Raw genomic sequence first — 17,739 nt, 5'->3', positions numbered from 1 at the left:
CGGGCGCAGGCTCCGGTGCCGGGGTTGGTGCAGGCGATGTGGCTGCCGGGGCCGGTGCTGGTGCTGGCGCCGGGGTCTGCGCCAAAGCCAATTGCACCGGGGCCGCCAGGAACAGAACGGCGGCAATCGTCAGAAGAATCTGCCGAAGAAAAGATGAGATCACAGGTTCAGGGTCAGGACTCATCAATCTGGTCGAAATGGTATGAGGCTTTTCGTTCGGATACGAGGAGCAAAGGCGATGGGAATGTTTATCCATTCTCAAGTCCTTTGCGACGCTGTAGCCGGGCGAAAAGACCATATCCTGCGGACGCCGAAACGGCTACAAGCTGCTGTGTCGAGCCGCTCGGCCGGGGGGAAGGCCCCGCCCTTCACACCTCTTCTCGCATCTTTTTGCCGTATCGGCGCCATTTCGATCATATTGGTGAGTCCTGACCCTGGGTCCATTTATGAACAGTTTGCTTCGCCGATTTGCCCGTTCATGTCGGCACAATCAAGGCACTTTCTGCTTTCATTCTCGCCACTGGTCGGCTTGTTGACAGTGCTCGCCGCTATCGTGATGACCATTCCAGCGATGCGACAGTAGCATAAACCAGGGGTAATCATGCATCGTCACACCTGCGGCAGGCCCGAAACTTGCCAAAGTCACAATTTTGCTCGTCTTCACCTCGCGCTCATCTTGACCAGTACAGATGCACACTGTTGACTGGCACAATCGGGAAACAAACGTCCAACCGCAACAGATTCGCTTTCGAGACCAGAAGACCATGATCATCAAATGCCCCTATTGCGGCCCGCGCGACGTCATCGAATTCACCTATCAGGGCGACGCCACGCGCCAGCGTCCAGACCCGGCCTCAACCGATCAGGCCGCATGGAACGCCTATGTCTATGACCGCGCCAACCCCATGGGCGGCCACCGCGAATTCTGGCTGCACAGCGGCGGCTGCCGCCAGCATCTGGTCGTCACCCGCGATATGGCGACCCACGTCATTTCATCCGTGGGTTTTGCCCGCGATGCCGTTGCATCAGGGAAAGGCGGTGATCGCCCATGACCGCGTCACGGCTTTCCAAGGGCGGGCGGATCGACCGCGCCAAGACGGTGCGGTTCACCTTCGACGGCAGGGCCTATAGCGGCCATCCCGGCGATACGCTGGCCTCGGCCCTCCTCGCCAATGGCGTGACGCTGTTCGGCCGCTCGTTCAAATATCACCGGCCGCGCGGTGTCTTTGCCGCGGGCAGCGACGAACCCAATGCGCTCGTCACCGTTCTGTCAGGCGAGGTGCGCGAGCCGAATGTCCGCGCCACGGAACTGGAAATCCATGACGGTCTCGTCACCGAAAGCCAGAACCGCTTTCCCTCGCTCGAACACGATGTCATGGCGATCAACCAGCTGGCCGGGCCGATATTATCGGCGGGTTTCTACTACAAGACCTTCATGGGCCCGGCCATCGGCCCGCTGCGCAGCACCAGGGTCTGGATGTTCTTTGAAAAATTCATCCGCCGCGCCGCCGGTCTCGGCAAGGCGGGCATTGCTGCCGATCCCGACCATTACGAGCGCATGAATGCCTTCTGCGACGTGCTGGTGGTGGGTACCGGCCCGGCCGGACTGCTGGCAGCGGAAGCGGCGGCGGAAACCGGCGCGCAGGTGATCATCGCCGAGGAACGGCCGGTTGCCGGCGGCGCGCTGCTCGCATCGGCCGAACTGATCGACGGGCGCAATGCCGCGGTCTGGGCGCGGGAAAAGGCGGCCGCGCTCGCGGGCCTGCCCAATGTACGCTTCCTGACCCGGACTTCCGTCTGGGGCTATTACGATGGCAATGTCCTGACCGCCCTCGAGCATGTCTCGGATTTCAAGCCGAACCGCACCAAGGGACAGGCGCGCCAGCGCCATTGGGTCATCCGCACCGGCAAGACCATTTTGGCGACAGGTGCCTTCGAGCGGCCCATCGTCTTTCCCGGCAATGACTGCCCCGGTGTCATGCTGGCCGATGCGGTCAGGCGCTATGCCATCGAATACGGCGTGGCTGCGGGAAACAATGTCACGCTGTTCACCAACAATGACAGCGCCTACGAAGCGGCCCGCGCCATGGCGCAGGCAGGCGTCAATATCGTTGCCATCGTCGATGTGCGCGCGGACATATCCGGCGCCTGCATCGAGATTGCCTCGGCGGCCGGAGCGGAACTGGTTCTCGGCCATGCCGTTACCGGCACCCATGCGGGCAAGACGCTCAGCTCCATCACCGTGCAGCATTTCAATGCGCAGACCGGCCATGTCTCCGGCGCGGCGCGGGAAATCAAGACCGATTGCCTCGGCGTATCCGGCGGCTGGTCCCCGGCGATCCATCTCGCCAGCCAGGCGGGCGGCAAGCCGGAGTGGGACGAGGATTTGCAGGCCTTCCTGCCGCCGGAAGCCAACCAGAACTGGGTGACGGCGGGATCGGCGGCCGGGTACATGGATACGGTCAGCGTCTTCTCCGACGGCGCGACCAAGGGCACCTCGTCCAAGACCAAGCCAAAGCTGCCTGCGGTCGACGCCCCGATGTTCGATGCATCGCCCGCCCCGGTGTTTGAAATCGAGCCTGCGGCCAAATCGCAAAAGGCATTCGTCGATTTCCAGCACGATGTCACCGCCGACGATATCCGCCTCGCCTATCGCGAAGGCTTCCATTCGGTCGAGCATTTGAAGCGCTACACCACGCTGGGCATGGCGACCGACCAGGGCAAGACATCGAATATTCCCGGCCTTGCCATCATGGCGGATGTGCGCGGCATCAGCATTCCGGAGGCAGGCACGACCCGCTTCCGTCCGCCGTTCACCCCGGTATCCTTCGGTGCGATTGCCGGCGAGCGTTATGGCGACCTGCGGCCGCACCGGCTGACCCCGATGCATGACTGGCATCTGGCCAACAGCGCCAGGACCTACGAGGCAGGCCTGTGGCACCGCCCGATGATCTATGGCAGCCACGGTGAAACCGTCGAACAGGCCTATGTGCGCGAAGCGCGCGCCGTGCGGCAGAGCGTCGGGATTGTCGATGTCTCGACGCTCGGGAAGATCGACATTCAGGGCCCCGACGCGGCTGCATTCCTCGACCGCGTCTACACCAACATGTTTTCCACCCTGCCGGTTGGCAAGGCGCGCTACGGTCTGATGCTGCGCGAGGACGGCATTGTCTATGATGACGGCACCACATGGCGCCTCAGCGAAACGCAGTTCCTGATGACAACGACAACGGCCAATGCCGGGAACGTCATGCAGCATCTGGAGTTCTATCTGGATTGCGTCTGGCCGGACCTGCGCGTGCACCTGACCTCGGTGACCGATGTCTGGGCCGGGACGGCCGTATCCGGTCCGAAAGCCCGCGCGGTGCTGGAAGCCTGCGTCACGGGCACCGGCGTCGACAATGCAACCCTGCCGTTCATGGGCATCGTGCACGGCTTTATCGGCGACGTGCCGGTCATGATCTGCCGCCTCTCCTTCTCGGGCGAGCTAGCCTATGAAGTCTATTGCGGCGCCGGTTTCGGCACGCAGGTCTGGGAAGCGCTGCTCGAAGCGGGCAAACCCTTTGACATCATGCCCTACGGGCTGGAAGCGCTCGGCACGCTGCGCATTGAAAAGGGCCACGTCACCGGCGCCGAAATCGACGGCCGCACCACCGCACACGACCTGCATCTCGACTGGATGCTGTCGAAGAAGAAGCCCTATATCGGCTCCGGCATGAAGGACCGCGCGGGATTGAACGATGAAAACCGCCTGTCGCTGGTCGGCCTGATCTCGCTCGACAACCAGTCGATCAATGGCGGCAGCCATATCGTCAGCGATGCGGCGCCGCGTGAACCCGCCGACAGTTTCGGCCACGTCACTGCGGCCTGCTATTCCCCGGCGCTCGGCAAATACATCGCGCTGGCGCTGGTCAAGCACGGCACGTCGATGATCGGCAACCGCGCCTATGCGACGGACCTTCTGCGCGGCAAGCACGGCGCCGTCGAAATCGTCAGTCACCACATGTTTGATCCAGAGGGGAGCCGGATGCATGGCTGAACCACAATCTCCCCTCGGCCATGTCTTTGTTCCGGGTGACCATGGCAACTCCGCCGGTGGCATCGGTCTTGTCCTGACCGAGCGCAGGGATGTTTCCATCGTGCAGGTCACCGCATGGCGCGGAACCATCCCCGCCGTGCTGACCGCCATCGGCGATGTCACCGGATTGAACCTTGCCGACAAACCCGGCGCGGGGCGCAGCGCAGGCGAAAAATCCGCCTTCGGTTTCGCGCCCGGACGTTATTTCGTCGTGGCTCCGTCCGATGATCTGGAGGAACGCCTGCGCAGGGCCATCCCGCTGGAAACCGGCACGATCATTGACCTTACCCATGGCCGCACCGCCATTCGCGTCAAGGGCCCGTGGTCGGAATGGGTGCTGTCGAAGCTGTTTGCCATCGACTTTTCCGAACACGGCTTTCCCGTCGGTTTCGGCCGCGCCACGCTGCACCACGATATCCACGCCAATATCCAGCGGACCGACGCGGAAACCTTCGATCTCTACGTGTTCCGCACCTTTGCCCGCTCGTTCTGGCAGACGCTGGGGCATGCGGCGGCGGAAGTCGGCTACCGCGTCGAATGAGCAGTTTCCGGCTTGTCGCTCGTTATGATGCGAGCAGGCTCTTTGCCGGTTTTCCCGCGATATAGACTTCCGCAATCGTGCGGTCGTCGCCCATGGTCTGCATCAGGAACAGCTCTTCGACGAGGGTTTCCACCGTTTCCATGCGCAGGCGCATGGCCGGGGTCGAGCGTGCATTGAGCACGATGCAGTCGGCTTCCGCCCCCGGCGTCAACGCGCCGATGATGCCCTGCAGCGACAGCGCGCGGGCATTGCCGAGCGTCGCCTGATAATACGAGCGCAGCGGGTGATAGCGCTGGCCCTGAATGTTCAGGATCTTGTAGCCCTCGTCCAGCGTGCGCAGCATGGAATAGGATGTGCCGCCGCCAATATCGGTGGCAATGGCATGGCGCACCGGCGGGTTGGATGCCTCGAGGCGCGCCAGATTGAACAGGCCGCTGCCGATGAACAGATTGGAGGTCGGGCAGAAGACCGCGACGGACCCGCTATTGGCGATGGCAGCAATTTCCGCATCTGTCAGATGGATGCAATGGCCAAGCAAAGTCTTGGGGCCAAGCAGGCCGTAATGCTCATAAACCTGCGTGTAATCCCGGCTCCACGGGAACAGCTCGGCGACGAAGGCGATCTCGGCGGTGTTTTCGCACAGATGCGTCTGCACGTGCAGATCAGGATATTCGCGGGCGAGCAGCCCGCTCAATTCAAGCTGTTCCGGCGTCGATGTCGGTGCAAAGCGCGGCGTGATGGCATAGAGCTGACGCCCGGTGCCGTGCCATTTGCCGATCAGCTCCTTGCTGTCGTCATAGCCCGACTGAGCCGTGTCGAGAAGACCTGATGGCGCGTTGCGGTCCATCATCACCTTGCCCGCGATCATACGCATGTTGCGACGGTCCGCCTCGGTGAAGAATGCCTCGACCGATGCCTTGTGCACGGTGCAATAGGCGGCGGCCGTGGTGGTGCCGTGGCGGATCAACTCATCGAAGAAGGCTGAGGCGATGCGCTCGGGATGGCCCTGATTGGAAAACCTCTGTTCCTCGACAAAGGTGTATTTGTTCAGCCATTCCATCAGTTCGCCCGCATAGGAGGCGACAACCTGCATCTGCGGGTAATGGATGTGCGTGTCGATGAAGCCCGGCATGATCAAATGCGGGCGATGGTCGATGACCTCGACATTCCTGCCTTCGCCGGCGCGCAACCGGCCATAGTCGTCGATGGCCCGGATCTTGCCGTCGCGGATCAGCAGCCCGCCGTCCTCGATATAGGTAAACGCGTCCGGGCTGGCGTCGCCAGCCAGCGGCTCGTCGTGAAACGTCAGCAGACGTCCGCGTAACAGAAGTTCGATCATTGCGTGGATTTTCCCGATACCGCAGAACGATACCACGCCACGATCCGGGACCGCTCGGCATCTGTCATCTGCGTCAGGTTTCCCGGCGGCATGGCGTGGCTGGCTCCGGCGAACAGATAGACCTGGCTGGCATGAGTCGCAATCAGTTCATCCGTATCGAGGCGAATTCCCTTGGGCGCGTGCACGATGCCCTCAAAGGACGGCTCCGCCGCGTGGCACATGGAACAGCGCCCCATGACCGTGTCGCGCACCTCCTGAAAGTTCTGCGCGGCGAGAAACGGCGCGGCGGCATTCGAGACTTTTTCCGGTCCCTGCAACATCTTCGGCACCGTCGACAGCCAGATGATGACGATGAACAGCACGGCCGAGGCCAGCCATGTCCAGTGCGGATTGCCGGTTCCGGCATGTTTCGAGTTGAAATAGTGGCGGATGAGCACGCCGATGATGAAAATCAGCGCGGCGATGATCCAGTTGAATTCCGTCGAACTTGCCAAGGGATAATGATTGGACAGCATCAGGAAAATGACGGGCAGCGTCAGATAATTGTTGTGCGTCGAGCGCTGCTTCGCCTGCTTGCCGAGCTTCGGATCGGGCGTCTTGCCGGCGATCAGGTCGGCGACGACCTTCTTCTGGTTCGGAATGATCAGAAGGAATACATTGCCCGACATGATCGTGGCGGTGAACGCACCGAGATGCAGGAAAGCGGCGCGCCCGGTGAACAGATGCGTATAGCCCCATGCCATGAAGACGATGACCGCATAGAGAATGAGCATCAGCGCCGTGTCATTGTTCGCCAGCGGCGACTTGCACAGGAGATCGTAAATCAGCCAGCCGAGGCCGATCGACGCCAGCGAGATCAGGATGGCGACCGGCGTCGATACATCGAGAACATTGCGGTCGATGAGATAAAGGTCGGCGCCCGCATAATAGACGATGCACAGAAGCGCAAAGCCTGAGAGCCAGGTGGCATAGGACTCCCATTTGAACCAGATCAGATGTTCCGGCATGTTGGGCGGCGCGACCATATATTTCTGGATGTGGTAGAAGCCGCCGCCATGCACCTGCCATTCCTCGCCATTCACCCCCTGCGGCAGGCCCTGATGGCGGCGCAGTCCCAGATCGAGCGCGATGAAATAGAAGGATGAGCCGATCCAGGCGATTGCAGTGATCACATGCAACCAGCGGGCGGCAAAGCTGAGCCATTCCCAGAAAATAAGGTAATCCATCGGGGCCTCATGCAAAGCATCACAATGCGTGTGTTCGCGGCCCGATGCAAGGTGATGAACTACTTGGAATCGTGAAAGATAATCCCGAGTGTATGGCGCTGGCCGCTGCGCACGCGGCTCACACCATGGCGCATGTTGACCCGGTAATAGCCGCGCGATCCCTTGACGGGGCGCTGGCTGACCGGAAAGACCACGCCATCCCCCTGCCGCAGCGGCACCACCTCCGCCCGCGACTGCATGCGCGGGCGCTGCTCGGTCAGCACGAACTCACCCCCGGTGAAATCCGCTCCCGGCTCTTTCAGCAGAAACGCCACCTGCAGCGGGAACACGTGAATGCCATAGATATCCTGATGCAGGCAGTTGTAGTCGCCCGCGCCATATTCCAGCAGCAGCGGCGTCGGCCGGTCCTGCCCGGCGGCATGGCAACGCGCGATGAAAGCCGGATGCGCCTCGGGATAGCGGATGTCGATGCCCATCTGCCCGTTCCAGCGATTGGCGATATCGGCCAGCGGCGGATAGAGCGCTTCCCGCAACCCGTGGACAATTTCGGGGAGCGGATAGGAGAAATACTTGTATTCCCCCTGCCCGAAGCCATGCCGCGCCATGACGATGCGCTTGCGGAAGATGGTATCGTCGGGATAGGCATCCGCCAGCATCCGGCATTCGGTCTGCGACAGGACATTACGCAGGATGGTGCAGCCGGAAGCCTCCATCTCCGTTTGTGCGGCGGTCCAATCAATAGGGCTCAGCTCTGGCATTGCGGCATCCTTACTCACGCAGAAAGTCCTGCACAGGAGACAGCAATGCGAGCTGATCGACCACCCGTTTCCTGCGCAGAGTAGGATGAAAGGGCCTGCGCTTCACAAAAACGACGGTTTTTTTGGTCATGAGGCCGGGTGCGCGACGATTTTAAGTGACTCAGCATCCCGGACTTCATAAATAGAGTCGCAACGGGGTCTGACAGACCGCGAACGGGAAATGCTGGAAACGCATATGGGCTTGAACAGAAATGGCAAATCAGAAAGGCGTGGATCCGCTCCGCTGCTGATTTCTATCTTCTGGCTCATTGCGACCCTGGGCGCCGTCTATATCGCCGCTCCCGAAACGGACCTGCGCAACAACCGCGCCAGCGCGCCGGTGCGCGACGATGCCCGCCTCGCCCATGAGAGCGACAATCGCTCCGCCCCTGTGCAGAACTCCATGCGCATCGCAGCGCTCGAAGCCCTGCACCTGAAGATCAAAAGCGGCCTGCGCGCGGATACGAATTCCCATGACGGCATTGTGCCGGACGGGAATGCCCTGATTCTGGCCGGCGCACAGTCTGCCGCCCCCTTCGAAACCGGTTCCAGCCTGGCGCTGGACCGGATCAGCGTTTTTAGCGCCCGGGCTCCACCCCTCGCGCTTGCCTGAGGCAATCCGTTGCTCGGCAACGGTTCCAACGCAACACCATCGGCAGCCGCCCGGAACAGACGTGACCATTTCCCGGCAGCCTCGCCGCAATTCATGACGGAACACTGATATGCGCACTTCGAAATGGGTTCTGGGAACCTATATTTTCATCATTCTTGCGGGCATCATTCTCGCACTGCCCAATATTTTCACCAAAGCACAGCTCGATGCCTTGCCCAACTGGCTGCCGAAAAAGCAGATTTCGCTCGGTCTCGATCTTCGCGGCGGTTCCTATCTCGTTCTTGAAGTCGACGCCGCGGCCCTGAAGAAGGACCGCGTCCGTGCCATGCTGGACGATGCGCGCAACAAGCTGCGCACCGAACGCATTCAGGCGCAGTCGGTGCGCATCGCCGGTGATTCCGTCATCGTGACCATTGCCGACCAGGCTCAGCGCGACCGCGCCGTGACCGTTCTGAAGGAACTGACGGCCCAGGTCGCCCAGGTCGGCTTCGCCGCCCCGGTCAGCGACATCGATATCACCTCGGCCGACAACACGATCCGTCTCACCCTGACGGATGCCGGCATGAAGGACAGGCTCGACAACGCCCTGCAGCAGAGCCTTGAAATCGTCCGCCGCCGCGTCGATCAGGTCGGCGTGGCCGAACCGTCGATCCAGCGCGTCGGCTCCGACCGTATCGTCGTCCAGCTTCCCGGCCTGCAGGATCCGTCCCAGCTGCGCGCGCTGCTCGGCAGCACGGCGAAGATGACGTTCCACATGGTCGCCGACCGCAATTTCGGCGATACGCCGCCGCCCGGCATTTCCATCCTGCCGGATGCCAAGAATCCCGGCCAGACCTATCCCGTCGAGGACCGCGTTGCGCTCAGCGGTGAACGCCTGACCGACGCCCGCGCCGCCTTCGACCCGCAGACCAACCAGCCGATCATCTCGTTCCGCTTCGACAATGTCGGTGCACGCCAGTTTGCCGAAATCACCAGCCAGAATGTCGGCCGTCCCTTTGCCATCGTTCTCGACGGCAAGGTGCTGACCGCGCCCGTCATTCAGGTGCCGATCACCGGCGGTTCCGGCCAGATTACCGGCAATTTCACGGTGCAGGACACGGTGACAACAGCCGCCCTGCTGCGCGCCGGTGCCCTGCCCGCGCCATTGACGGTCATCGAAGAACGCACGGTTGGTCCTGATCTGGGCGGCGACGTCATCAAGATGGGCATCCTGACCGGCCTTGTCGGCTTCGCCCTCGTCGTCGGCTTTATCTTCGTGCTCTATGGCGCATGGGGCTTCATCGCCAACCTGGCGCTGGCGCTCAATGTCATCCTGACATTCGGCGTGCTCAGCCTCATCGGCGCCACCCTCACCCTGCCCGGTATCGCCGCCATCATCCTTGGCATCGGCTTTGCGGTGGATGCCAACATTCTCATCAACGAGCGTATCCGCGAAGAAGCCCGCAAGGGCATCGGCGCCATGGCCGCCGTCGACCGCGGCTTCAAGCACGCCTACGCCACCATCGTCGATGCGAACGTCACCCACCTGATTTCCACGCTGCTGCTGTTCCTGTTCGGCACCGGCCCGATCCGCGGCTTCGCCGTCACCATGGTCATCGGCACGCTGATTTCGATGTTCACCGCCGTGACCGTCGTGCGCATCGTCATGACGGCCATCGTCCGCCGCCGCAAGATGAAGACCATCCACATCGAGCACGTGGTCAAGCTGGTTCCGGAGACGACGAAAATCTCCTTCATGAACGCCCGCTTCTTCGGTATCGGCGTCTCGATCTTCCTGTCGATCGCCTCGGTGATCCTGTTCATCCACCCGGGCCTCAACTACGGCATCGACTTCAAGGGCGGCATCCAGGTTGCCGTCACCACGTCGAAGCCCGCTGACCTCGCCACCATGCGCAGTTCGCTGGAAGCACTCGGCCTCGGAGAGGTCGTGCTGCAGCAGGCCGGCGGCGACAATCAGGTCCTGATTCGCGTCCAGCGCCAGGATGGCGGCGAAGAAGCCCAGACGGCTGCCGTGACCAAGGTCAAGGCCGCAGTCGAACAGCTCGATGCCGGCGTGAAGATCGAAAGCTCGGAAGTCGTCGGACCCAAGGTCAGCCAGGAACTGGCGCGCTCGGGTGTCCTGGCGGTCATCCTCGCCAGTATCGCCATGCTGCTCTATATCTGGTGGCGGTTCGAGTGGCACTTCGCCCTCGGCGCGATTGCAACGCTCATCCTCGACACGACGAAAACGGTGGGCTTCTTCGCCCTGATGGGGCTGGATTTCAACCTCACCGCCATCGCCGCGCTTCTGACGATGATCGGCTACTCCGTCAACGACAAGGTGGTGGTCTATGACCGCATGCGCGAGAACCTGCGCATTCACAAGAAGATGCCGCTGCGCGAAATCATCGACATGAGTATCAACCAGACGCTGGCCCGTTGTATCTACACCTCGGTCACCATCTTCCTTGCCATGCTGCCCATGGCAATCTGGGGCGGCAAGGCCGTGGAAAACTTCGCGCTGCCGATGCTTTTCGGCGTCGTGATCGCCACAAGCTCGTCGATCTTTATCGCCGCGCCGATCCTTCTGCTTCTGGGAACCTGGTGGGAAAAGAACCACCAGCACCGCATCGGATCGAGCGAGACACCGGCGGTGAAGAGCTGAGCGGAGCCTGATCTGAGCTCTCCAGGCTAAATATCTGCGGCGTATGAAAAAAATTGCATTTCATGCGCCGCAGAACGACAAAAGTTGTTTGCAAGACATCATGTGTACGCAATACTGAGGCAGTCATTAGCTGTTCGCAGTTTGATTTCATTATTTTTCATCACGACCCAGGGGGAGACACCGACATATGCCTCATGAAACGCCGCTGATTGCGACAATCGTTGTGGGCCTTGTGGTGGCCTTCATCTTCGGTGCGATTGCCAACCGTCTGCGCGTTCCTCCCCTTGTCGGTTACCTGCTCGCCGGTGTCCTTGCCGGCTCCCATACACCCGGTTTTGTCGCCGATCAGGAACTGGCGGCCGAGCTTGCCGAGATCGGCGTCATTCTGCTGATGTTCGGCGTCGGGCTGCACTTTTCCCTGAAAGACCTGCTGTCGGTGCGGGCGATCGCCATTCCCGGTGCCATCGTGCAGATTGTCGTGGCAACTCTGCTCGGCGCCGGGCTTGCCTGGATTCTCGGCTGGAGCATGCAGGCGGGGTTTGTCTTCGGTCTCGCTTTGTCCGTTGCCAGTACCGTCGTGCTTCTGCGCGCCATGCAGGAACGCCGCCTGATCGAAACGGAGCGCGGGCGCATCGCCGTCGGCTGGCTGATCGTCGAAGACCTGGCCATGGTTCTGGCGCTGGTGCTGCTGCCGGCCATTGCCGACGCCGTCAACGGCAAGAACCCGGCGGCTGAAGCCGCTGCCCATATCGCCAGCGATCCCATCGCCGCCTATTTCAACCTCGGCATTGGCGGCATCATCGGGCTGACGCTCGGCAAGGTTGCCGCCTTCGTCGCCGTGATGCTGATCGTCGGCCGCCGCGTCATCCCGTGGACACTGCATGCCATTGCCCATACCGGCTCGCGCGAACTGTTCCGGCTCGCCGTGCTGGCCATTGCGCTGGGTGTCGCCTTCGGTGCGTCGAAACTCTTCGGTGTGTCGCTGGCCCTCGGCGCCTTCTTCGCTGGCATGATCATGAGCGAATCCGAACTCAGCCACCGGGCGGCGGAGGAATCCCTGCCGCTGCGCGATGCATTCGCCGTGCTGTTCTTCGTCTCCGTCGGCATGCTGTTCGACCCGATGACCATCATCAACGATCCGCTGCCGCTTCTGGCAACGCTGGCGATCATCGTGGTGGGCAAATCGCTGGCAGCCTTCTTCATCGTGCTGGCGTTCGGTTATCCCACCGGTACCGCCCTGATCATTTCGGCCAGTCTGGCGCAGATCGGCGAGTTCTCGTTCATTCTGGCGGAGCTGGGTGTCGGGCTTGGCATGCTGCCGCAGGAGGGGCGTGATCTCATTCTTGGCGGCGCCATCCTGTCGATCCTGCTCAATCCGGTTGTCTTTGCCGGGGTGGGATATCTGAAACCCTGGCTGGAAAAACGCTCCGCCTCGGCAACCGAAGCCAGCCCCGAGACGACGGTCGTCGAAGAACCCGACGTGGAAGAGCTGCATCCCACCACCCTCACCAACCATGCGGTGCTGATCGGCTACGGCCGTGTCGGCAGTCTGGTGGGCGATGCGCTGAAGGAGGTCGGCAAGCCGTTCCTGGTGATCGAGGATGCCGACAAGACCGTGGCAAGGCTGCGCGACGACGAGGTGGAAACCATCGTCGGCAACGCCGCCAATGGCGATGTGCTGGCCGCGGCCAACCTTGCCGAAGCCAGACAGCTCATCATCGCCATTCCCAACGCCTTCGAAGCCGGCCAGATCGTCGTCAAGGCGCGTGCCGCCAACCCGGCGATCAGCATCCTGGCGCGGGCCCATTCGGACGCCGAGGTCCAGCACCTGCAGGATCTGGGTGCCGACGCGGTGATCATGGGCGAGCGGGAAATTGCCCGGGGAATTGTCGCGCATATTCTCGATCTCGACAAACCGAAGCCGGAGGAGCCGTTATCGGCATAAGCAAAGAAAAAACGGGGTTCGCGGCGCAAGCCAGGTGAGAATGATTGGACGGGAATAGGTATGAAGTTAAAGGATTATATATGGCCGGTGATCGGGTTGGCCGCTGTTGCTGTCTCCGCATGGCTCCTCTACCGGGAGTTGCGGAGCATATCCCTTGAGGATGTGATCCACAGTCTCTATGCGATTCCGACCCACCGCTGGATTCTGGCCGCCCTTGCCTCCCTGCTCGCCTACGCCGCCCTTGCAGGCTATGACCGGATTGCGCTCCTGCATCTGCGCCGCAAGATTTCCTGGCTGTTCATCACCCTATGCTCCTTCACCACCTATGCGCTCTCGCACAATATCGGCGCGTCGGTGATCTCGGGGGCGGTGGTGCGCTATCGCGCCTATTCTTCGCAAGGGATGAGCGCAGCGGAAATTGCCCTGCTCATTGCCTTCTGCTCCTTTACCTTCATGCTCGGCACCATTACGCTCAGCGCGTTCGTGCTTCTGATTGAACCGGAAATCCTGCAGCGCTTCAACAATGAGTGGCCGCTCTCCCTCAGCTATATCCTTGGTTTCGGCGCCCTCGCCTTCGTGCTGCTCTATGTCTTCGGCAGCTGGCTGCAATTGCGGCCGCTGCGCATCCGCAAGTTCACGCTCGAATATCCGCGTCTGACCGTTGTCGCCCAGCAATTGATCGTCGGACCGCTGGAACTGATCGGCGCCGCCGCCATCATCTATTTCACCCTGCCCGAAGCGGGTAATCCCGGCTTTCTCATCGTGCTCGGGATTTTCCTCATCTCGTTTTCCGCCGCCCTCATTTCCCATGCACCGGGCGGCCTCGGCGTGCTGGAACTGGTCTTCCTGACCGGGCTTCCCGACATGAACCAGGCCGATGTGCTGGCGGCCCTCATCATCTTCCGTCTGTTCTACCTGCTGATCCCCTTTGCCCTGTCGTTGCTCGTCGTTCTGTTTTTCGAGCGCTCGCAATTGCTGTTGCGCTGGTACAAGAAAGACAGCGAGAGCTGAGCAGCCAACGCCGGACCGATTTCACGATTCCGGATTTTCGCATTGGAATTTTTTTCCAATACACCCCGACTTTAGACCCCCATTCCTTCAAAGAATGGGGGCCGGCACCTATTTTCAGGCTGTGATTTCAACATTTCCTCCCAAGCTGGAAGGATGAGCGCCTGATGACAACATTGATCATTCCCGGATATCTCGGCTCCGGGAAAGGCCATTGGCAGCGGCAGTGGCTGGCCGATGACGATACCGCCCGCCTTGTCGAACAGGATGACTGGGAAAACCCCGTTCTGTCGCAGTGGCTGCATGTGCTTGAAGCGGCGATCTCGGAAACACCCGGCGCCATTCTCGTTGCCCATAGCCTGGGCTGCGTGCTCGTCGCCCATCTGGCCAGCCGCCCCTCCGCCGCCCATGTGGCGGGCGCCGTGCTGGTGGCGCCCGCCGATGCCGAGCGCATGGCGGTGCAGGACCCGAAATTCCGCAGCTTTGCCCCGCTGCCGCGTCACGATTTCGGCTTTCCCTCCATCGTCGCCGCCAGCCGCGACGACCCCTACATGTCCTTCAACAAGGCGCAGGCGCTGGCAGACATCTGGGGCTCGGGATTTGTCGACATGCGTCATGCCGGCCACATCAATGTTGCCAGCGGTTTCGGCGCATGGCCGGAAGGTTACATCCTGGCGCAGTCCATGCGGCGGCCGGACGATGCCCTTCGCACCAGGCGGGCAGCCTAGCCCGCCTGCTTGCGTTCCAGAACATATTTGAGGATGAGGGTGACGACCGCGATCAGCGCCAGGGTCGACGAGGCGGCAAAGGCCCCGGTGACGTTGTAATCGTTGAACAGCAGTTCGATCTGCAGCGGCAGCGTGTTGGTCTGGCCGCGGATGGCGCCCGACACCACCGACACGGCACCGAACTCGCCCATGACGCGTGCATTGCATAGCACCGCGCCGTAGAGCAGCGCCCAGCGGATATTCGGCAGCGTCACATAGAAGAATGTCTGCAGCCCCGACGCTCCAAGGGTGATGGCCGCTTCCTCGTCCTCGCTGCCCTGCGCCTGCATCAGCGGAATGAGTTCGCGCGCCACGAACGGGCTGGTGACAAACAGGCTGACCAGAAAGATCGCGGGCACCGTAAACATGATCTTGATGTCATGGCTCTCCAGCAGCGGACCGAGCAGGCCCTGGCTGCCATAGAGGAAGAGATAGGTCACACCCGCGACAATCGGCGAGACGGAAAACGGAATCTCGATGAAGGTGATCAGCAGCCGGCGGCCGGGAAAGCGGAAACGCGTGACCAGCCAGGCGACGCAGATGCCGAAGACCATGTTGATCGGCACCACGACGATGGCCGTCAGCACGGTCAGCCAGATCGCATGCAATGTCGCGGGCTGGGTGATCTGCGCGATATAGACGGAGATGCCCTCGCGCAGCGCATAGGTAAAAATCACTGCAATCGGCACGCCGATGAACAGCGCCGACAGCGCCATGGCGGCGAGGATCAGCAGCCAGTGCGCCGTGCGTGCCGGGCGCTGGCCATGCCGCCGGGATGACTGCATTTTTGCGGGCGCGGCGGGCTCAGCTGCGGTCTGCATAACGAAGCTGCCAGGCTTGAATGGAATTGGTGACAAAGAGCATGAGGAATGCCAGCACCAGCATCACGGTGGCGATGGCCGCCGCCGCCGGATAGTCATATTCATCGAGGCGGATGAACACGAGCAGCGACATCACCTCGGTCTCGAACGGCAGATTGCCTGAGATGAAGACGATGGCGCCGAATTCGCCGAGGCTGCGGGCAAAGGACAGGCTGCATCCGGCAATGAATGCCGGGAAAATCGCCGGCCAGATCACCCGCGCAAAAATCTGCCAGTTCGTCGCCCCCAGCGACCGCGCCGCTTCCTCGACATCGACAGCCACATCCTCCAGCACCGGCTGTACGGTGCGGATGACAAAGGGAATGCTGGTGAACATCATGGCGATGGCGATGCCGAGCGGCGCATAGGCGACCTTGATGCCCAGGGGCTCCAGATAGCGGCCAAACCAGCCATTGGCGGAAAAGACGGTGACGAGCGCAAGACCGGCAACGGCTGTCGGCAGGGCGAACGGCAGGTCAACCACTGCGTCCAGCAGCCTCCGCCCCGGAAACTCATAGCGCACCAGCACCCAGGCAAGCAGCAGGCCGAACAATGCATTGAACAGCGTGGCAAGCAGCGCCGCCCCGACGGTAATCTTGTAGGTTGCAACCGCGCGCTCGGACGAAATGATCGCCCAGAAATCCGGCCAGCCGAGATTGACCGACTTGTACAGCATCGCCAGCAAGGGCAAAGCCACGATGACGGCGAAGTACAGCAGCGTCACGCCGAGGGTCAGGCTGAACCCCGGCAACAATCCGCGCTGGCTGGATTTTGAAAACAACGGCATGCTCGGGTTCTAAAGCCTGTTCGCGTGAAAGCAAGCAGAGGTTGAAAAAATGCGGCGCAGCTTGGAGGCCGCGCCGCTTTTTGGATTTTTAGCCGCTGATCAGCGCTTGGTGAAAACCTTGTCGAGGATGCCGCCTTCGCTAAAATGCTCCTTGGAGAGCTTGTCCCAGCCGCCGAAAACGTCCTCAACAGTCACCAGACGCGTTTCCGGGAATTGCGCGGCATATTTCGCCTTGATGGTCTCGTCATGCACGCGGTTGAAATTCTGGGCGAGAATGTCCTGCCCTTCCGGCGTGTAGAGGAATTTCAGATAGGTTTCGGCAATGGCCCGCGATCCGCGCTTGTCGACGACCTTGTCGACAACGGTGACGGGAAACTCCGCCAGCAGGCTGACCGGCGGCACCACCGCTTCATACTTGTCTTCGCCCAGCTGCTTGCGCGTGCCCAGCACTTCCGCCTCGAAGGTGATCAGCACATCGCCGATGCCGCGTTCGGCGAAGGTCGTGGTGGCGGCACGGCCGCCCGTGTCGAACACCGGCACGTTGGCGAAGAGCTTCTTGACGAAATCCTGCGCCTTGGCCTCATCCTTGTTGTTGGCCTCAAGCGCATAGGCATAGGCCGCCAGATAGGTGTAGCGCGCATTGCCCGAGGTTTTCGGATTGGGGAAAATCACCTTCACATCGTCGCGGACGAGATCATCCCAGTTCTTGATATGCTTCGGGTTGCCCGCACGCACCAGAAAGGCCGGCAGGGAATAATAGGGCGAGGAATTGTTCGGCAGGCGCGACTGCCAGTCAGCGGGAATGAAATTGCCCTTGTCATGCAACACCTGCACGTCGGTGACCTGGTTGAAGGTCACGACATCGGCTTCCAGCCCTTCCAGGATCGAGCGGGCCTGTTTTGACGATCCCGCATGCGACTGGCTGACGGTGATGTCCTTGCCCGCCTCTTTCTTGTAGGCGGCCGTAAAGGCCTTGTTGACCTGTTCGTACAGCTCGCGCGAAATGTCGTAGGATACGTTGAGGATTGCGGTGGGTTCGGCGGCATTCACCGGCCCGAGGCCGAGCGCCAGAGCGACCGTGGCATAAACGAACAGTTTCTTCATTGCATTCTCCCAAGCAGCCAGCACGGATCG

Annotated in this window: 15 protein-coding genes; 8 read left to right on the top strand and 7 right to left on the bottom strand. The window is 61.4% G+C overall.

The genetic code is table 11. The annotated features are described in order from the left end of the window. On the bottom strand, positions 1 to 184 hold a 184-nt coding region (locus ACTJJ7_RS17380; protein ID WP_440968283.1), incomplete at its 3' end, for a hypothetical protein. A 580-nt stretch (positions 185 to 764) separates the two neighbouring features. Here ACTJJ7_RS17380 and ACTJJ7_RS17375 point away from each other — a divergent pair. The 3 genes from ACTJJ7_RS17375 to ACTJJ7_RS17365 are packed head-to-tail and all read left to right on the top strand — an operon-like array spanning position 765 to position 4,619. Continuing rightward, a complete protein-coding gene (locus ACTJJ7_RS17375) occupies positions 765 to 1,052 on the top strand; it encodes a sarcosine oxidase subunit delta (protein ID WP_105732276.1) in 288 nt (95 codons plus the stop codon). Beyond that, positions 1,049 to 4,039 carry a sarcosine oxidase subunit alpha family protein gene (locus ACTJJ7_RS17370; protein ID WP_105732275.1) on the top strand — a complete coding sequence of 997 codons (2,991 nt, stop codon included), beginning with the start codon at positions 1,049 to 1,051 and terminating at the stop codon, positions 4,037 to 4,039. The genes ACTJJ7_RS17375 and ACTJJ7_RS17370 overlap by 4 nt, the downstream gene beginning before the upstream one ends. After that, complete coding sequence (locus ACTJJ7_RS17365) at positions 4,032 to 4,619, top strand: sarcosine oxidase subunit gamma (protein ID WP_440968282.1); 588 nt, start codon at positions 4,032 to 4,034, stop codon at positions 4,617 to 4,619. Before ACTJJ7_RS17370 ends, ACTJJ7_RS17365 begins: the two co-directional genes overlap by 8 nt. A gap of 22 nt (positions 4,620 to 4,641) precedes the next feature. On the opposite strand, the gene guaD is transcribed toward ACTJJ7_RS17365, so the two are convergent. From guaD to ACTJJ7_RS17350, 3 genes are read right to left on the bottom strand one after another with little or no spacing between them, the layout of a single operon-like run. Then, positions 4,642 to 5,958 (bottom strand): guanine deaminase, encoded by a 1,317-nt coding sequence (gene guaD, locus ACTJJ7_RS17360; protein WP_440968281.1) that lies wholly within the window; start codon positions 5,956 to 5,958, stop codon positions 4,642 to 4,644. Then, positions 5,955 to 7,184, bottom strand: a complete 1,230-nt coding sequence (locus ACTJJ7_RS17355; RefSeq protein WP_440968280.1) for a urate hydroxylase PuuD — start codon at positions 7,182 to 7,184, stop codon at positions 5,955 to 5,957. Before ACTJJ7_RS17355 ends, guaD begins: the two co-directional genes overlap by 4 nt. 59 nt (positions 7,185 to 7,243) lie before the next feature. Next, a complete protein-coding gene (locus ACTJJ7_RS17350) occupies positions 7,244 to 7,897 on the bottom strand; it encodes a 2OG-Fe(II) oxygenase (RefSeq protein WP_440968288.1) in 654 nt (217 codons plus the stop codon). Positions 7,898 to 8,177: 280 nt separating this feature from the next. Here ACTJJ7_RS17350 and ACTJJ7_RS17345 point away from each other — a divergent pair, with 280 nt between their 5' ends. From ACTJJ7_RS17345 to ACTJJ7_RS17325, 5 genes are all read left to right on the top strand, one after another. Further along, the gene (locus ACTJJ7_RS17345; protein WP_440968279.1) at positions 8,178 to 8,594 is read left to right on the top strand and encodes a hypothetical protein; all 417 of its coding nucleotides are present in this window, start codon (positions 8,178 to 8,180) and stop codon (positions 8,592 to 8,594) included. A 109-nt stretch (positions 8,595 to 8,703) separates the two neighbouring features. Further along, a complete protein-coding gene (gene secD, locus ACTJJ7_RS17340; protein WP_105732269.1) occupies positions 8,704 to 11,238 on the top strand; it encodes a protein translocase subunit SecD in 2,535 nt (844 codons plus the stop codon). Between the two features lie 187 nt (positions 11,239 to 11,425). Beyond that, positions 11,426 to 13,183: a YbaL family putative K(+) efflux transporter gene (ybaL, locus tag ACTJJ7_RS17335; protein WP_105732268.1), complete on the top strand. Its 1,758-nt coding sequence runs from the start codon at positions 11,426 to 11,428 to the stop codon at positions 13,181 to 13,183. A 60-nt stretch (positions 13,184 to 13,243) separates the two neighbouring features. Continuing rightward, positions 13,244 to 14,194: a lysylphosphatidylglycerol synthase domain-containing protein gene (locus tag ACTJJ7_RS17330; RefSeq protein WP_105732267.1), complete on the top strand. Its 951-nt coding sequence runs from the start codon at positions 13,244 to 13,246 to the stop codon at positions 14,192 to 14,194. Positions 14,195 to 14,358: 164 nt separating this feature from the next. Further along, entirely contained in the window at positions 14,359 to 14,919 is a 561-nt protein-coding gene (locus tag ACTJJ7_RS17325; RefSeq protein WP_245420959.1) for an RBBP9/YdeN family alpha/beta hydrolase, read from the top strand. Here the strand turns inward: ACTJJ7_RS17325 and cysW are convergent. From cysW to ACTJJ7_RS17310, 3 genes are all read right to left on the bottom strand, one after another. Continuing rightward, positions 14,916 to 15,743 (bottom strand): sulfate ABC transporter permease subunit CysW, encoded by an 828-nt coding sequence (gene cysW / locus ACTJJ7_RS17320; protein WP_130270717.1) that lies wholly within the window; start codon positions 15,741 to 15,743, stop codon positions 14,916 to 14,918. The two genes, ACTJJ7_RS17325 and cysW, sit on opposite strands and share 4 nt — an antisense overlap. Before the next feature lie 19 nt (positions 15,744 to 15,762). Beyond that, on the bottom strand, positions 15,763 to 16,605 hold the full coding sequence (gene cysT / locus ACTJJ7_RS17315) for a sulfate ABC transporter permease subunit CysT (RefSeq protein WP_105732265.1): 843 nt from the start codon (positions 16,603 to 16,605) through the stop codon (positions 15,763 to 15,765). A gap of 99 nt (positions 16,606 to 16,704) precedes the next feature. Next, the gene (locus ACTJJ7_RS17310) at positions 16,705 to 17,709 is read right to left on the bottom strand and encodes a sulfate ABC transporter substrate-binding protein (RefSeq protein ID WP_105732264.1); all 1,005 of its coding nucleotides are present in this window, start codon (positions 17,707 to 17,709) and stop codon (positions 16,705 to 16,707) included. Positions 17,710 to 17,739: the final 30 nt, after the last annotated feature.

Origin of the sequence: Phyllobacterium sp. 22229 (genome assembly GCF_052056495.1) — a bacterium.
Classification (GTDB): Bacteria; Pseudomonadota; Alphaproteobacteria; order Rhizobiales; family Rhizobiaceae; genus Phyllobacterium; species Phyllobacterium myrsinacearum.
Note: the sequence above shows the minus strand (reverse complement) of the source record. Positions and strands in the feature narration are given on the sequence as shown.

Coding starts and splice junctions, on each gene's coding strand:
- ACTJJ7_RS17325 (WP_245420959.1), top strand. CDS start 14,359: ATGACAACATTGATCATTCCCGGATATCTCGGCTCCGGGAAAGGCCAT.
- cysT (WP_105732265.1), bottom strand. CDS start 16,605: ATGCCGTTGTTTTCAAAATCCAGCCAGCGCGGATTGTTGCCGGGGTTC.
- secD (WP_105732269.1), top strand. CDS start 8,704: ATGCGCACTTCGAAATGGGTTCTGGGAACCTATATTTTCATCATTCTT.
- cysW (WP_130270717.1), bottom strand. CDS start 15,743: ATGCAGTCATCCCGGCGGCATGGCCAGCGCCCGGCACGCACGGCGCAC.
- ACTJJ7_RS17310 (WP_105732264.1), bottom strand. CDS start 17,709: ATGAAGAAACTGTTCGTTTATGCCACGGTCGCTCTGGCGCTCGGCCTC.
- ybaL (WP_105732268.1), top strand. CDS start 11,426: ATGCCTCATGAAACGCCGCTGATTGCGACAATCGTTGTGGGCCTTGTG.
- ACTJJ7_RS17330 (WP_105732267.1), top strand. CDS start 13,244: ATGAAGTTAAAGGATTATATATGGCCGGTGATCGGGTTGGCCGCTGTT.
- ACTJJ7_RS17370 (WP_105732275.1), top strand. CDS start 1,049: ATGACCGCGTCACGGCTTTCCAAGGGCGGGCGGATCGACCGCGCCAAG.
- ACTJJ7_RS17350 (WP_440968288.1), bottom strand. CDS start 7,897: ATGGAGGCTTCCGGCTGCACCATCCTGCGTAATGTCCTGTCGCAGACC.
- ACTJJ7_RS17365 (WP_440968282.1), top strand. CDS start 4,032: ATGGCTGAACCACAATCTCCCCTCGGCCATGTCTTTGTTCCGGGTGAC.
- guaD (WP_440968281.1), bottom strand. CDS start 5,958: ATGATCGAACTTCTGTTACGCGGACGTCTGCTGACGTTTCACGACGAG.
- ACTJJ7_RS17355 (WP_440968280.1), bottom strand. CDS start 7,184: ATGGATTACCTTATTTTCTGGGAATGGCTCAGCTTTGCCGCCCGCTGG.
- ACTJJ7_RS17345 (WP_440968279.1), top strand. CDS start 8,178: ATGGGCTTGAACAGAAATGGCAAATCAGAAAGGCGTGGATCCGCTCCG.
- ACTJJ7_RS17375 (WP_105732276.1), top strand. CDS start 765: ATGATCATCAAATGCCCCTATTGCGGCCCGCGCGACGTCATCGAATTC.